The 15,385-nt window shown below is 41.2% G+C and carries 15 protein-coding genes and 1 tRNA gene; 6 read left to right on the top strand and 10 right to left on the bottom strand.

What is annotated here, in order from left to right:
* Window positions 1-37: 37 nt before the first annotated feature.
* The 3 genes from ACGF7G_RS19005 to ACGF7G_RS18995 all read right to left on the bottom strand — a co-directional run bounded on the left by ACGF7G_RS19005 (window position 38) and on the right by ACGF7G_RS18995 (window position 2,189).
* Window positions 38-114 (bottom strand) — tRNA-Pro (locus ACGF7G_RS19005).
* Between the two features lie 75 nt (window positions 115-189).
* A complete protein-coding gene (yejM, locus tag ACGF7G_RS19000) occupies window positions 190-1,929 on the bottom strand; it encodes an LPS biosynthesis-modulating metalloenzyme YejM (protein WP_387467567.1) in 1,740 nt (579 codons plus the stop codon).
* 32 nt (window positions 1,930-1,961) lie between these two features.
* Window positions 1,962-2,189 (bottom strand): YejL family protein, encoded by a 228-nt coding sequence (locus tag ACGF7G_RS18995; RefSeq protein ID WP_036772527.1) that lies wholly within the window; start codon window positions 2,187-2,189, stop codon window positions 1,962-1,964.
* Between the two features lie 273 nt (window positions 2,190-2,462).
* Here ACGF7G_RS18995 and yejK point away from each other — a divergent pair, with 273 nt between their 5' ends.
* Complete coding sequence (yejK, locus tag ACGF7G_RS18990) at window positions 2,463-3,467, top strand: nucleoid-associated protein YejK (protein ID WP_387467564.1); 1,005 nt, start codon at window positions 2,463-2,465, stop codon at window positions 3,465-3,467.
* Between the two features lie 71 nt (window positions 3,468-3,538).
* Here the strand turns inward: yejK and rplY are convergent, their stop codons facing one another.
* Together rplY and ACGF7G_RS18980 are read right to left on the bottom strand one after the other, a co-directional pair.
* Complete coding sequence (rplY, locus tag ACGF7G_RS18985) at window positions 3,539-3,823, bottom strand: 50S ribosomal protein L25 (RefSeq protein ID WP_133812616.1); 285 nt, start codon at window positions 3,821-3,823, stop codon at window positions 3,539-3,541.
* 146 nt (window positions 3,824-3,969) lie between these two features.
* Window positions 3,970-5,727, bottom strand: a complete 1,758-nt coding sequence (locus ACGF7G_RS18980) for a DEAD/DEAH box helicase (protein WP_387467562.1) — start codon at window positions 5,725-5,727, stop codon at window positions 3,970-3,972.
* Window positions 5,728-6,004: 277 nt separating this feature from the next.
* Between ACGF7G_RS18980 and rsuA the strand changes: the two genes are divergently transcribed.
* The 3 genes from rsuA (at window position 6,005) to ACGF7G_RS18965 (ending at window position 9,020) form a co-directional block, all read left to right on the top strand.
* On the top strand, window positions 6,005-6,712 hold the full coding sequence (gene rsuA, locus ACGF7G_RS18975; RefSeq protein ID WP_387467560.1) for a 16S rRNA pseudouridine(516) synthase RsuA: 708 nt from the start codon (window positions 6,005-6,007) through the stop codon (window positions 6,710-6,712).
* An 81-nt stretch (window positions 6,713-6,793) separates the two neighbouring features.
* Complete coding sequence (locus tag ACGF7G_RS18970; RefSeq protein ID WP_133812619.1) at window positions 6,794-7,987, top strand: Bcr/CflA family multidrug efflux MFS transporter; 1,194 nt, start codon at window positions 6,794-6,796, stop codon at window positions 7,985-7,987.
* 688 nt (window positions 7,988-8,675) lie between these two features.
* A complete protein-coding gene (locus ACGF7G_RS18965; RefSeq protein WP_133812620.1) occupies window positions 8,676-9,020 on the top strand; it encodes a YejG family protein in 345 nt (114 codons plus the stop codon).
* Between the two features lie 62 nt (window positions 9,021-9,082).
* On the opposite strand, the gene mepS is transcribed toward ACGF7G_RS18965, so the two are convergent.
* Together mepS and ACGF7G_RS18955 are read right to left on the bottom strand one after the other, a co-directional pair.
* The gene (gene mepS, locus ACGF7G_RS18960) at window positions 9,083-9,676 is read right to left on the bottom strand and encodes a bifunctional murein DD-endopeptidase/murein LD-carboxypeptidase (protein WP_133812621.1); all 594 of its coding nucleotides are present in this window, start codon (window positions 9,674-9,676) and stop codon (window positions 9,083-9,085) included.
* Window positions 9,677-10,035: 359 nt separating this feature from the next.
* Window positions 10,036-10,740 (bottom strand): phosphatase PAP2 family protein, encoded by a 705-nt coding sequence (locus ACGF7G_RS18955; protein WP_133812622.1) that lies wholly within the window; start codon window positions 10,738-10,740, stop codon window positions 10,036-10,038.
* Between the two features lie 439 nt (window positions 10,741-11,179).
* On the opposite strand from ACGF7G_RS18955, the gene ACGF7G_RS18950 reads away from it, so the two are divergent.
* Entirely contained in the window at window positions 11,180-11,497 is a 318-nt protein-coding gene (locus tag ACGF7G_RS18950) for a hypothetical protein (RefSeq protein WP_387467558.1), read from the top strand.
* Window positions 11,498-11,727: 230 nt separating this feature from the next.
* Here the strand turns inward: ACGF7G_RS18950 and yeiP are convergent, their stop codons facing one another.
* From yeiP to ACGF7G_RS18935, 3 genes are all read right to left on the bottom strand, one after another.
* Window positions 11,728-12,300, bottom strand: a complete 573-nt coding sequence (gene yeiP, locus ACGF7G_RS18945) for an elongation factor P-like protein YeiP (RefSeq protein ID WP_387467556.1) — start codon at window positions 12,298-12,300, stop codon at window positions 11,728-11,730.
* Between the two features lie 133 nt (window positions 12,301-12,433).
* Window positions 12,434-13,693, bottom strand: coding sequence for a tryptophan permease (gene mtr / locus ACGF7G_RS18940; protein WP_387467555.1), 1,260 nt, complete (start codon window positions 13,691-13,693; stop codon window positions 12,434-12,436).
* Between the two features lie 116 nt (window positions 13,694-13,809).
* On the bottom strand, window positions 13,810-14,229 hold the full coding sequence (locus ACGF7G_RS18935) for an NUDIX hydrolase (RefSeq protein ID WP_387467553.1): 420 nt from the start codon (window positions 14,227-14,229) through the stop codon (window positions 13,810-13,812).
* Window positions 14,230-14,434: 205 nt separating this feature from the next.
* Between ACGF7G_RS18935 and fruK the strand changes: the two genes are divergently transcribed.
* The gene (gene fruK / locus ACGF7G_RS18930; protein WP_387467551.1) at window positions 14,435-15,373 is read left to right on the top strand and encodes a 1-phosphofructokinase; all 939 of its coding nucleotides are present in this window, start codon (window positions 14,435-14,437) and stop codon (window positions 15,371-15,373) included.
* The last annotated feature ends 12 nt before the right edge of the window (window positions 15,374-15,385 follow it).

Here is a 15,385-nt window from a genome sequence, read left to right as displayed (position 1 = left end):
CCAACCATAACTGGTTGGTTTTTTTATTTGCGGGATTTGGTCGGCATGATAGGATTTGAACCTACGACCCCCGACACCCCATGACGGTGCGCTACCAAGCTGCGCTACATGCCGATAACTTTTATTATACTACTGATTTTATGAATTAAAGCAAGTATTAAATTCAATGACCGATTGATTTTTAAGCATTTAATTAGCTATAAAATGTTTAACCTCTGTGAGTATCTGTAACAGTTGTGCCAGATTGGGTTTAGCATCTTTGACTTCGTTACCTTCAAGGTCATATAAGGAATAATCACCGTTTTTATCCAGAAACAGAGTATTCTCACTGGTTGTGATGATTAGAGAACCATTATCACCGGTAATAATCCACGGGCTATGACGTTGCGCTGTAAACAGATCTTCACCTTGAGAGTAATCATCAGGAGAGTTGCTGACATGTAGCAAACGCTGCATTAATGTTGTCATGACATCCTGGTGATTTGTCAGCTTATCAATGGCCTGTGATGGTGTTCCAGGCCAATGAATAAGCAGGGGAACATGCATTTGATCACGATTAAATCTGTCATTATTTATCCATTTTGTTGGATGCGTAGCTGCGATTTCACTATGCGCGGCGGTAATAACAATGACCGTATTATTTAGCGCATTTTTGTTTTTCAGCGTCTCCAATACAGCACCAATTTGAACATCAAGAGCCGCCGTATTACCCTGTGCGTCAGTTTCATCCAGTCCCCTCATTTTCAACAGGGAAAACCATGGGGAGTTATTTGTGGGTAAATTCAGCCATTGCTGCCATTGTGTTACCGTAAGTTGATTACTTTGGTTGACCGCTGTGGGCAATGAGTAGTCGGAAAGTAATGCCTGACGATAAAGTGGAGTATTAAATCCTGTAGAGGAGAATAAGCCGAATTGATATCCCTGATGAGTCAATGCATTAATCAGTGCTGATGATTTACGTCCAGCAAGTATTCCATCCAGATAGCCAGAAGAAATACCATAAAACAGCCCGAATAGGGCGGTATCATTTTGAATACCATTACTGAAATGTTGATTGAACTGAATGTTGGTTTCTCTGAAATGGGAGAGTATAGGCATATTCTCTGTAATGTCTTTATTATCCAGCCCATCAACCACCAGTATTAACAGGTTGTATCCGCTGCCTTTATCCTGATAAGTCAGATCATTAAGCGGATATTCCACTGTTAATGCAGCAGGATCCCCCTGTTGCATAAGACGGCGCTGATATTCTTGTTGATCCAGCAGGCCATGCTTTTCAAGAAACTTGCGCGCTGTCATTGGATAAGAGAGCGGCAGGTTAGAGCGCTGCATGGTTATCGGACGATAAAAATTAGCATCAGCCCAGATATACATCATATGGGAAGCCAAAAAGGCAGAAATAAGGACGGCAGCCAATGGCTTGCCAAACCGTTGCCGACTCAGGCTGCGTAGTTTCTGCCAACTCCAGGTGCCAAATAACATCTGTATCAGAAAAATGACTGGAATACAGATGAACATAAGTTGCCAGTCCCGCGCCAGTTCCCCTTGATCAGGATTGATAACTAAATCCCAGACTAAAGGTGTTAGGTGAAGGTGGAAACGGTGGTAGATGGTAATGTCGAATATTAACAGTGTCAGCCCGGCGGTGGCGAAAATGGCCGAAAGAAACCTTAGCAGGCGCTGTGACATGACGATAAATGTCAGTGGAAACAGGATCAGCAGATAAGCGGCAAAAACAATAAAACTAAAGTGCCCAAGCCAACTGGTCAAAGCATAGACTCGGCCAAGCAGCGAGCCCGGCCAATCAGAAACAAACAGGTAACGGCTACCTAATCCAAGACTAAGCAGGATGTTAAACAAGGTAAACCAATGCCCCCAGCTAATCATCTGGGACACTTTTTCACGATAACGCTGACGGCTAGTCACCATATTTTGTTTACGTTATGATCTTTAGTTAAAAATTAATGGGCTTTATCTTCGTTTACTGAAGATTTAAGCGCGTGTGCAAACGAGTCGGCAATATGTCTGCGCTGGGCAGGAGACACACTCGTATTGATTAAATTTGTTACCATATTGCCAAGTACCATCAGAGAAAGGTCTGTCGGCGTATGGTTTTTTTCCAGAACACTGACTAATTCTGTTAATAAACGTTCAACGTGTTCGTCACTATAACGAGATGACTGTGGCATAAATTTAGACTTCCTAAACTAACAAAGCACACTATCTTACCGTATAGGTGCGTGATTTTCTGCTCTTTTGTGGCAAATTAATTCACGGTTAAGATTTTATGTTGCAGTAATAGCGTGTCTTTAGCAATTTTCTGATATCTGTCAGTAAATAATAGTTGATGGAACATGGCGAAACATTATTTTTCCCGGGGTTTTTTATTGCAGCAGTTGGTTATCAGTGTTTGAATACGCCGTTAGATGCGAATGAAATAAGCAGCAAAAGGAGTAGAAAGAATGAGTCTGCAAATAGACCAAATTGCCTTGCATCAATTAATCAAGCGTGATGAACAGACGCTGGATGTCGTGCTGCGTGATTCTCTGCTTGCCACTGATCGCGTGGTGGAAGATATGATGGCTGAATTACACCGTGTATATAGCGCAAAAAGCAAAGCTTACGGCCTATTTAATGAAGAGAGTGAATTGGCAGAAGCGCTCAGACATCAGCGTAAAGGTGATGAAGATTTTCTTGGGTTCAGTCGTGCAGCAACGGCACGTCTGAGGGATGAACTGGCAAAATATCCGTTTGCCGAAGGTGGGACAGTCTTGTTCTGTCAGTATCGCTATCTGGCGGTAGAGTATTTGTTGATTGCGGTACTTAATAGCTGTAACAGTATGTCTGTTAACGATAATCTGGATCTAAATACCACGCATTATCTGGATATTCCTCATGCTGATATTGTTGCTCGTATAGATTTGACTGAGTGGGAAACTAACCCCGAATCAAGCCGTTATTTAACGTTCCTGAAAGGGCGGGTAGGACGTAAGGTTTCAGATTTCTTTATGGATTTTCTTGCTGCCAGTGAAGGGATGAATGCTAAGGTTCAGAATAAGGGGCTGTTACAGGCCGTTGATGATTATTGTGAGTCAGGTCAGCTTGATAAAAATGAGCGCCAGGCATATCGCCAGCAAGTATACAGCTATTGTAATGAACAATTGCAGGCAGGAGAGGAAATTGAGATTAAGGAGTTGTCTCAGGAATTGCCAACATTTGGCGAGCAGAATTTTCAGCAATTTTCTCAGGAACAAGGATATGAATTGGAAGAGTGTTTTCCAGCAGATCGCAGTACATTGCGTCAGTTAACTAAATTTGCCGGAAGCGGTGGCGGATTGACAATTAATTTCGATGCAATGTTATTTGGCGAAAGAGTTTTCTGGGACCCGGTAACGGACACTTTAACAATTAAGGGCACGCCGCCAAATTTACGTGACCAGTTACAGCGCCGCAGTGGTGGTCATTGATATCTGAAATAAATAACGCCGCAAATGCGGCGTTATTCACTCGGCGTCCCGAAAAGCTCGACTGTGGCTAATTAAGCACGCAGGAAGTCAATGTGCGCCAGTTTAGGTTTAAACGGATGGCGCTGTACAGCCTGCACTTTAACTTTAGTTTCTTTACCGTCGATAACCAGAGTCAGAACTTCGCTATAGAATTCTGCTTTTTGTTCCATATTGATAACTTGATCGTGATCCAGCTCAATAGAAACAGGCTCCTGGTTGCCACCATATACGATAGCTGGGAACTTGTTAGCTCTGCGCAGGCGGCGGCTCGCACCCTTGCCCTGCTCTTTACGTACTTCTGCATTAATAGTAAACATTATTTTTCTCTTTAAAGAAGAAAATAAATCCTGCTACAGGCGACCCAGCAGCAGGTTCGGGATTTGGTTTAACGCGGGCGCTAAACGGGCGGCATTCTAGCGAAAAATGGTTGTGACAGCAAATGGAATACGTCAATTGGGGCTTATTAATATAATTCATCTGCCCGGCGAAAGTGTCCTTGATAATCAAAGATCTTTTCACGAATCTGCCAGAACTGACCTTTTTTACGGGCGACGACAAAATCGGGATGACGTAATAAAGGTTGTTGATTAACGATGTCTGAAACCGTTTTCCAGTTAAAAGGTACCGCTGGGGCACGTTGATGCTGACGGAGAAACTGGTGCCCAAAGAGCTGTCGTTGGGCCGGGGTTGTAAGCCGGAAGCGTTCAGAGGCATCGGCACCATCTTCATCGTAATAGATGATTTTCAGCCATTCTCCTTTACTGTCAGTTCCTGGGATGAGTTGCATACCACCGCAACGCAGTACCAGGGCATCTTTGAGTTTTAATGCCGCTTTCAGCATATCATCGGGATCGACCAGCACCTCCTGGCAACTGTGACAACGCCGCGCTGCAATATCATTTTCTACACCACAATGAGGACAGAGTTTAAAACGAAAACGGAAATCGCATTGACGACGTTTGCCGTGTTGATCATCTTCCCAGCCCTGACAGCGGCGTCCAAAATGTTCGATAATTTCACCGTCAGAGGTGCATTTTCCCCAAAATATATTGGCAAAGTTACAGATAGGGCAGAATACCTGAACCGGTTGGCTCTGCTTATTTGGCCGACTGTTGCCAACTTCCGGTGTGTAAAGATCGTGAGGATTTCCTGCGTAGTCGAGAATGAGGCAATCTTTTTTACCCGGAAATAATCTTAAACCACGGCCAATAATCTGCTGATATAAGCTGACGGATTCGGTAGGGCGCAGGATGGCTATCAGATCAACATGAGGAGCATCAAATCCGGTAGTTAATACGGCAACGTTAACCATGTAGCGCAATTGCTGAGCTTTAAAGGCGTCGATAAACAGATCACGATCGGGGGTTGATGTATCGGCACTGACTAATGCGGCCTGGCCGGAAGGAAGTAATTGAAAGATCTCTTTGGCATGTTCGACGGTTGCAGCAAAAAGCATGACGCCTTTGCGGTCAGTCGAATATTCAATGATCTGCCTGATAATATGAGGTGTGACGCGTTTTTGTCGTTTGATTTCACGCTTCAAATCCGTTTCATTGAAAATACCTTGTTGACTGGTGCGGACTTGGCTGAAATCATATTGCATAACTGGCATATCCAGTCGCTGCGGAGGGGCCAGGAAACTGTGTTTAATCATATAACGCAATGGCAATTCATATATGCAATCACGGAAAAAACTATTTTCATCACCGCGGATCATGCCGTGATAGTGATATTGATATATCCAGCCGATAGCCATCCTGTAAGGTGTCGCTGTTAAGCCAAGAATACGGAGTTGTGGGTTATTTTGCCGAAGGTGATGAATAATTTGCTGGTACTGGCTGTTTTCATCATCACTGATACGATGGCACTCATCAATTATCAGCAAAGAAAATTGATTATCAAAATGTTTAAGATTACGGGCGACAGATTGCACGCTGCCAAAAACCACTTTTCCTGAACTTTGCTTCTGCTGCAATCCTGCTGAGAAAATATCTGCTTGTAAACCGTATGCGCAATATTTGTGGTAATTCTGTGCAACTAATTCTTTTACATGCGCCAATGCTAAGACTCTTCCTCGAGCTAATTTTGCCAGTTCAGCAATAACCAAGCTTTTACCTGCTCCGGTTGGTAACACAATGACTGCGGGCTCATGATGGTGCCGGAAATGATTAATGGTAGCATCCACAGCTTCTTGCTGATAGGGACGTAAAGTGAAAGTCATATTCGTTCCGCAACAGAAAAATATTCGCGAAAGGGTAACATTTTTCTTATCAATTTGCTGTGGATAGAAGTAGGGTAAGATAATTATCTGATTGAGTGAAACGATAACCCGTTATAACGAATAGATAATTGTCGTTTATAGTAAACATGGTTATGATTAGCTTTGAAAGTTTTTGAATTCATCTCATACCCTCTTTTTTGGTGGCTTTGCGTTGTAGTCTCAGGATAGTAGAGTCACGTTTATTTTTGAATTAACTTAATACAGGTATCTTCATCTCATGCGATTGGATAAATTTCTGTCACAACAGCTTGGTATCAGCCGGAATGACGTGGGGCGTGAGTTGCGCGCGGGGCGTGTCACTGTTGATGATGAGATTATAAAAACCGGAGCTTATAAATTAACGCCAGAGCAACAGGTCATGTTTGATGGTTCATTATTGGAACAGCAGCAAGGGCCTTGCTATTTTATGCTAAATAAACCGCAGGGGTATGTTTGTTCCACCGATGATCCGGTGAATCCGACGGTTCTCTATTTTATTGATGAACCAGCGGCGCATAAATTACACACGGCTGGTAGGCTGGATATGGATACCACGGGTTTGGTTTTGCTGACTGATGATGGTCAATGGTCCCATCGTATTACTTCCCCAAAACATCATTGTGAAAAAACCTATCTGGTCACTCTTGAGTGTCCTGTTGCAGAAGGGACCGCAGATAAATTTCTTGCGGGTGTCCAACTCAATGGTGAAAAAACACTGACAAAACCCGCTCAACTGGAAATTTTGGCACCTCATTTAGCTCGTCTGACTATCAGTGAAGGGCGTTACCATCAAGTAAAACGCATGCTTGCAGCGGTAGGTAATCGGGTAACAGAGCTTCATCGTGAGCGAATCGGTGAAATTATTTTAGATTCTGAGTTGGAACCAGGGGAGTACCGGCCGTTAACTGAGCAAGAAATTGCCAGTGTCAATGTTCCTCAATCTTAGCGCCCATTCCGTTAGCGCTATTGTATTTGCTGCTCTTTGTAGCCAAGAGCGAACTCATTTTAAATTATTGGAGTAATACGCGTGCAACAACAACGATCATCCTATTTAGGGTTGATTTTGATCCTTGGGCTGCTTTCTATGTTAATGCCTCTTGCCATTGACATGTATTTGCCCAGTTTGCCGACTGTTGCCGAAGATTTCGGTGTGGATAGTGGGCGGGTTCAGATGACATTGAGTAGTTATATTCTTGGTTTTGCTATCGGTCAGATGATATATGGCCCAATGGCTGACAGTTTGGGCCGTAAGCCGGTTATTCTGGGTGGTGTTATTGTGTTTGCTCTGGCTTCAGCCGCGTGTACGATAGCCAAGGATATTGACGATTTTATTTATATGCGGTTTTTGCATGGATTTTCCGCCGCCGCTGCGAGTGTTGTTATTAATGCTTTGATGCGGGATATGTTCACGAAAGATGAATTTTCACGCAGTATGTCTTTTGTCATATTGGTAATGACCATTGCACCATTAATTGCTCCAATTCTTGGTGGCATGATGATGATTTGGTTCACATGGCATGCTATTTTCTGGAGTATTGCCATCACTGCTGTTATTGGAGTATTTCTTGTCGCTTTCTTTATAAAAGAGACTTTACCGAAAGAGAAAAGACAAAAGTTTCACCTTCGCACAACTATAAGTCAGTTTATTATGTTATTCCGTCAGCGCCGTGTGTTTTGTTACATGCTTGCCAGCGGATTTTCGTTTGCGGGAATGTTTTCTTTTCTCAGTGCCGGGCCGTTTGTTTATATTGAGTTGAATGGTGTGTCGCCGCAGAAATTTGGTTATTATTTTGCGCTTAATATCGTATTTCTGTTTGTGATGACAACAATAAATAGTCGTTATGTACAGCGCTTTGGTGCGTTGAGAATGATGTATTTTGGTTTAAGTGTACAGTTTATTATGGGGATCTGGTTGTTATTATCTACCGTACTGGATTTTGGTTTTATTTCTCTGGTCATCGGTGTGGCAGCTTATGTCTGTGGTATTGCTATGATTACATCTAATGTAATGGCGGTGGTTTTAGATGATTACCCTCATATGGCAGGGACTGTATCTTCGCTGGCAGGTACCATTCGTTTTGGGATTAGTGCTTTGGTTGGGATATTACTTGCCATGTTACCTGCGCGTAGTGCCTGGCCAATGGTTGGTTCTATGGTTTTATGTGTTATTTTGGCTGCGCTGTTTGTTATATACGCCAAAAGAGGTCGTGTGTGTCATTGAAGCATAATTTTATTACAGAATGATGTCTGGTGAGATTATTGGGTTGCCTCCTGAATATTTGGAATATTTTGGCGTTGAATGGTTTGATGATATCGATATTCTTCAGGGATGAAGTTATTGTTGTTTTATTCTTTTATGACTTTTTATATGTCCTATTATTGATTTTTATATTTGGATTAGGCTGAGAGATTAAGCTGTAAATGTAAGGAAATTCCGAATTGTTTTTCTGTGGGAATGAGTGATTGTTAATATATTGATGGTGATTATAAGTTTGTTGTTGTATTTTTGTTAAATGAAAAAATATTCAAGAGCGTTATCATTAGATGGTTATTAGTTTTTCCTTATAAAACATATTGTTATCTATTTCTTACAGTTCTTGTTTGATTTTTATGTTAAAGAGTTGAGTTGAAAAAATAAAATATGTAAGCAATAATTAAACATACAGTTGGTTTTTTGCATAAAAACAAGTTGAGTTTTCTTTTAAAAAAGTATAAATATATGCAAAATGCGAGATTGATCTCATTTTTTCTAAGGTGAAGTTTGAAATTAATGTAATACTATAAACACAAATTTAACTTTTTGTTTACCTTTTTGGGGGAGTAGTTATTCGGTTTTGGCGAGTAGAACACCTGAAGATAGTCGCTAATTTTAACTTTTGTATCTATGTTCTTTCAGGTAGGAATAATTTGTGAATAATATTCAGCTTTCGGTGGTACATCGACTACCGCAAAGTTACAGGTGGTCACCCGGTTTTGCGGGTATCAAAGTTGAACCACTTCCAGTTGATGAAGTGAATGTAAAAAGCAGCCTGATGGGGTTGAAGTTACTCAGCCACGAAGATATGGCTGCATGGAATATTATGCAAAAATTACAGCAATCACTTGCTGATATGCAAATTGAAAGTACTGTGATTGAGTGGGAAGGTCAGCCGTGCTTGTTTGTTGATAGTGAAGACGAGAGTGCGGTTATGTGTCGTTTGAAGACACTTGGTGCTGCGATTGCTGAAAAGATAACAGCTCTTTACCCATTCTGATATAAACGCGAAAAGCGCTTCCTCTGATGGAAGCGCTTTTTTGTACGCAAGGGAAAGAATTCTTAGCCGTTAGAAGGCATTATGCTATTGTTGATGACCCGGCGACCACCGTAATAACGTTTGCTCCAGTATGTGCTGTTTAATCTGGAAACAATCACACCATTGCTGGTGGAGGCATGAACGAATTGGTCATTGCCAACATAGATACCGACATGCCTGGTACGGGCACCTGTCTTAAATAAAACCAGATCGCCAGGACGTAATTTTGAGCGGTCGATTTTTTTGCCAATGTTTTGTTGTTCGAATGTTGAACGAGGTAGTTCCATACCGAACTGGTCACGGAAAGTACGTTGAACAAAGGCAGAACAATCAATACCGCGTCTAGTATTGCCGCCGAGTCGATAGGCAACCCCCTTCCAGCCATTGTATTGGCTAAGAATTTTAGATTTTATATCCAGATTACGAACCAGTGCTTCGAATTCATCCTGAGACGCTTGAAGTAAGAAACCGTTCTTACCGTTTACTGCATGCGTATCAGTTTGTGTATTGCGAAACTTTGACGAATCTGGTGAGCTGCACGCGGATAACGTGATCGCGACGAACAGCGCGGGTATCAGCCGCGTAATGTATCTCAGTGCCGGTTGAGACTTGACCATTATTCTTGTTTTCCCTTGCTATCCTTACCTTAAGTTGGTCGCTATTATTGAAAAATATCAAACGCTTCGAAGCCTGGTGTTAGAAAAAGCAAATAAGTAAACAACACGTTTGGTGTAAAAACGCGCCGGATGCCACGTTTCATAACGATATTTACAATAAATGTTATTCAGACCGAGAGTACAGAAACAATCAGGAAAAGGCGAGTATTTAATGGCATAATTTACAAAAAATTAGATTTCTCAGTACGGGAGATTAGGGATGTTGCTAATTTATGTTATTTATGTGGATCTTATGAGCAATCAGGAGGGTTAAATACCTTCCCAATATTCTTCAATAAAAAGGGCATGTGAGAAGGGTTTTATATTGGACGACCAATTTGCGGTAGATTCTTATCTAACCAGTTAATCATTATGTCACTTAATGGTGTTAATAATAGCCAACTTGTTCCAATGAGAACCACAGATAAAGAGCCGACTGCAATATCAGTAAACCAGTGTGCTCCCGCCATAATACGAGGTAACGCAAACATGACGACAATCAGTAATGCAATGGAGAATGCTTTAACTGAGATATAGCGAAGTATGAAGCAGCTGAAAATGAGTAGCATTAATCCGTGATCGCCTGGAAAACTATCGCCGGATGAATCCTTAGTCATCAGATTAGTCATTTCGCTAATGCGATTGATATTATCAAATGTTAATGTCGGGCTTGGACGAATGACAGGGAGCTGATGACTGATTTGGTTAAGTATAATTGCGCTTATCAGCATGACCAGGCCAATCATGAATAATCTGCGTTTGCCTGCGTAATTCTGCTTACGAAATACGCTATAATAAAGTAATCCCGTACAGAAAAGTGAAATTACATCGAAGGCCCTGATATTCGTAAATGCGACAAACTCTGTAAATTTTGAACCTGGTATTAATTTCTCATTAAAGAAGTAGAAGATTGAGGAGTCGATATTTAACCAAAAACCGTGGTGTTCTGGTAAATACCAGGAGAGAAATAAAGCGATCCCTAATAGGTTAAGTGTAAATATGGCAAATGGGTGACTGCGTGTCATAGGATACCTATTTGTTAAAAGTAAAATTCAGTAATAATCCAGCTCATAATTATGTAGGTTAATATAACAAATGTTAGGTAATAATGTCATGGATCCAGTTCCTATCATAAGTTAATTTGGTGGTTTTTTTATCTGTTTTGTGCTTTTTCCTTCAGATGCTTATTTGATTTGGTAAATATTTATGCTCAATTTTTCCGTTTTTATTGAGTGATGGTGAGGATATTTAAAGTTATAAATTTTTAATTTATTGATAATTACTTCTGATAATTTTCATGTTAAAAGATGTAAATATTTTAATCAGTTTTAAAAGCTAAAAACAGTGAAAAAACAACAAAAGTAGCCGTTACCAATAGCATGGACTCGTAAATTTTTCCGATTTCCAGATTGATTTTACATTTGGAAATCTCAGCAAATAATGCTGTCTTATGACGAGGGTTTTATGTCTATGTTCCGAAGTATGGTGGGTTGTTTTTTCTTGATGATTTCTGGTGTTGTGAGTAGTGAGTCAGAGACAAGATCAGGTACAGGGGTTATTCACTTTTCAGGTGCAATTGTTGAATCACCGTGTCGTTTTGATTGGCATGATCACTGGACTGATACCACTTGCTGGCGAAAAGGAGATAAAATTACCCAGCGACGAAAATTGGATTTCCAAAATGATGTTTATTTTTATTTACCACACCAAATCGGTGTGACAGAAATTAAATGGGTAAAAGGAGAAAAGAAAATCGGAATTGTTACAATTTCCTATAATTGATATTAAGAGCAATCTTAAATATTATTTCTTCAATATTTAATTGAAGGGTATTTGGGATTTTATTTTTCATTTTTGAGCAATGTTAATGAAAATTAATAGCGAATTTACGCTCGCATTTTATTTGGAAATTTAAATCATGCCTAAATTATAAGGGAAAGCGGATAATTAATGAAATAATCGAAAATGAGTTGCTCTGTTTTATACAGAGCAACTTAGGTTAGCTAATGTTATTAATCACAACGCCCCATATAGCGACGTTCTGCAATATGAATACGGATTTTTTCGCCGTTACTGATATATTCAGGTACTTGAACGGTCAACCCGGTACTCATTCTTGCAGGTTTTGTCCGCGCACTGGCTGAGGCACCTTTAATTCCGGGGGTAGTTTCTTCAATAACCATGTCGACTGTTTGCGGCAGTTCAAGGGCAATAACCTGTCCCTCTATTGTCAGAACTTGCATACCTGGCAGGCCACTTTCAGGGATAAATAGCAACTCTTCTTCGATTTGTTCTTTTTTAAAATGATAAGGCGTGAAATCTTCATCATCCATGAAGACATATTCATCGCCATCAATATAGGAAAAATTAACGCTGCGACGAGTTAGGCTAATCGTATCAATGATATCATCGCCTTTGAAACGTTCTTCCACTTTTTGACCGGTGCGGATATCGGTAAAACGCATTTTATATAGTGTACTGGCTCCCCGGGCGCTTGGTGCTTGAATATCAATATCTTTGACCAGCAGTAACTTACCATTATAACTGACGGCAATACCGCGTTTAATTTCGTTGGCTTTAGCCATATGTAACCTTCCATAAAACTGGGAGAGAATAACCGGCCACAAAATTACTCGCAGTTAGGGAATTAGGCAAGTGGGGATAAGAAAACCCCGGCGTTTTTTTACGTTGGGGTTTGTAGAAAGAATATCGGGTATATCAGCGATACACGGGCAGCAAATCAAAGGAGGCCAGGATATGAGCTACCGCGTTCATCAAGCCAAACAAAATGATAAATCCGATAAGGAATTTCCCACCTGGTGCCCGATAACTGGCGTTAGGGAAGCGCTGGCGACTTGCCCGCACCATAAGTGCCGGAACAATAACGGCCCAAATGGTTGCGGCTAATCCGGCAAAGCCAATGGCATACAGAAAACCATTGGGAAACAGCAAAGCCAGGGCTGTAGGGGGAATAAATGTTACTAATGCAGATTTTAACCGGCCAGTGCTGTTATCTTTAAAACCAAAAAAATCAGCTAGGTAATCAAATAACCCTAAAGAGACACCGAGAAATGAACTTGCTAATGCCATATAAGAGAATGCATTTAGAAGCTGGGTAACGGTTGTGCTATTTGTTGTATTATCCATTTGTTTCAGTAAATCACCGATATTCCCACCATCAGCAATAATTTGTTTGAATGTTTCACGGGGAATATTTCCCTGAATGACATATTGCCACAAGATATAAATAGCCAGTGCGATTAATGTACCGAATAACAGACTACGAACAACGGCTTTGCTGTCCTTATGATAATATTTCACCAAACCAGGGACGTTACCGTGATATCCGAAGGAAGCCAGTAAATAGGGAAGAGCGGCTAAAGCGTAAGGCATATAACTTGTTGTCGTGTTATTTGATATAGCATCGATCTGATTAAGCAGGATGACAGATTTAACTTCTGTAAACATGCCGCCAACGGACATAAAAAAAGCAATAACCATACCGCCGATCAAAATTGTGCTCAGACGATCGACAGCTTTAGTCGATATCCAGACAATAAATGAGACAACAAGGGCGAAAATAAAGCCAGCACTAGCCTGTGATATTGAAATAATATTTTCAAAATTGCGGGCGATGATTGAACTACCCGCTGAAATATAGGCGTAGGTCAGTATATAGAGAACGAATGCGATAGATAGGCCATTGATTGCGTTCCACCCTTTGCCGAGTAAGTCTTTAGTCATGGTGTGGAAGCTTGCACCTGATGGATAATTTAGGTTGGTTTCCAGAATCATTAAGCCGGAAAAATACATACATGCCCATGTGTAAGCCAGCAAAATAATTGAGCCGGTAAACCAGACGCCGGAAGTTACCACGGGAATGGAGAACATCCCCGCACCGACAGCGGTTCCGGCAATTATCATTGCCCCACCCAGTATGGAAGGACGCTTTAAACTCTGAGTTGTCTCTATAGACATATTAACTCCTGCTGAGTATATTGTTTCTTTGTACTAGCTTAAAGATACATTTTTGCGTATAGAGTGTAAATAGACGTCATAAAGGATTATTTGAAATTGAACTAATATAAGTTGGTTCAATTGGTAAGATAGAAACGATTCTCTCGCCACATTTTTATGGCACTCCGGCTGGCTTCAAAATGAGGTTCTGGGAGATTATCAGGATCGCACCACATAAGTTGTTCGCATTTTTCTGGCTCCATTAATTTTGGCTCACCACCTGGATGTTTTGCCAGCAAGCACACCGAAATAGTATGTTTTCCTTCTTGTTGATAAGTTTGGAGATTATTACAAATACCATAGACTTTTGGTGATTGTATCGTCAGACCTGTTTCTTCTTCAACTTCACGGATTGCACATTGCTCAAATGTTTCTCCGGCATCAACATGACCACCAAATATTGACCAGTATGGAGCATGCTCACTGCTGCGCTTTCCAAGTAATACCTGACCATATTCATTCACAATAACAACTCCAACACCAACAATTACGGACATTTGATATATTCCTTCAGATAAGTTTCAGCAAATTAATATCTCTTTTCGAGAAAAGAGTTCAATCCTATTCTTACCTGCAAATCAGTTTAAGACAACGATCAATAAAGTATGGAATTTAACTGAAACGATTCAATTTTAATGGTATAAATGGAACTGAAAATTTCATAGTAATGATGATTATCTACTTTAGGAGACATCGGGCAAAATGAGCCGTAGAGTTGCCACTATCACCTTAAACCCAGCTTATGATTTGGTTGGATTGTGCCCGGAAATCGTCAAAGGGGCGATTAATCGTGTGCAAGCAGCCGGACTGCATGCTGCCGGGAAAGGCAATAATGTTGCTAAAGTTTTGCGTGATTTAGGCATTGATGTCACTGTCAGTGGTTTTCTGGGTAGGGAAAATCAGGAAGGATTTCAGCAATTCTTCAGTGAAAATGGCATGGCAAATCGTTTCCATTTAGTGCCGGGTAGAACACGAATTAATGTCAAATTGACAGAAGAAAGCGGTGAAGTGACGGATTTCAACTTCTCTGGTTTTTATGTTGGTGAGGCGGAGTGGTTGGAATTTGTTAATGATTCGCTTTCATGGCTTGGACAGTTTGATATGGTTGTTGTCAGTGGTAGCTTACCTGCGGGTGTTTCTGCTGAATCGTTTACTGATTGGATGACCCAGCTGCGCCAGCTTTGTCCTTGTATTATTTTCGACAGCAGCCGTGAAGCATTGGTTGCGGGTCTGAAAGCGTCCCCCTGGTTAGTTAAACCGAATCGCTATGAGCTTGAGGTCTGGGCGGGGCGCTTGTTACCTGAGCTGTCCGATGTGATCATGGCTGCACATCAACTCAGGGACCAGGGAATTGCTCATGTCGTTATATCTTTGGGTGAGCAGGGCGCATTATGGGTTAATGCATCTGGAGCATGGTTGGCAAAACCACCGCATTGTAAAGTTATCAGCACCGTGGGTGCCGGTGATTCAATGGTCGGTGGTTTGGTTTATGGTTTGCTGATGCGGGAGTCCAGTGAACACACGTTGCGATTGGCAACCGCTGTATCGGCACTTGCTGTTAGTCAGCCTAATGTGGGTATCAGCAATCGCCCTGAATTGGCCGCAATGATGGCTAAAATTGAACTGACACCCGTTAGATGAAAAGGGCCATTA

Source organism: Photorhabdus sp. RM323S, assembly GCF_042879375.1.
Lineage (GTDB): Bacteria > Pseudomonadota > Gammaproteobacteria > Enterobacterales > Enterobacteriaceae > Photorhabdus > Photorhabdus tasmaniensis.
The sequence above is the reverse complement of the archived record's forward strand: the minus strand, read 5'-3'. Positions and strand labels throughout refer to the sequence as shown.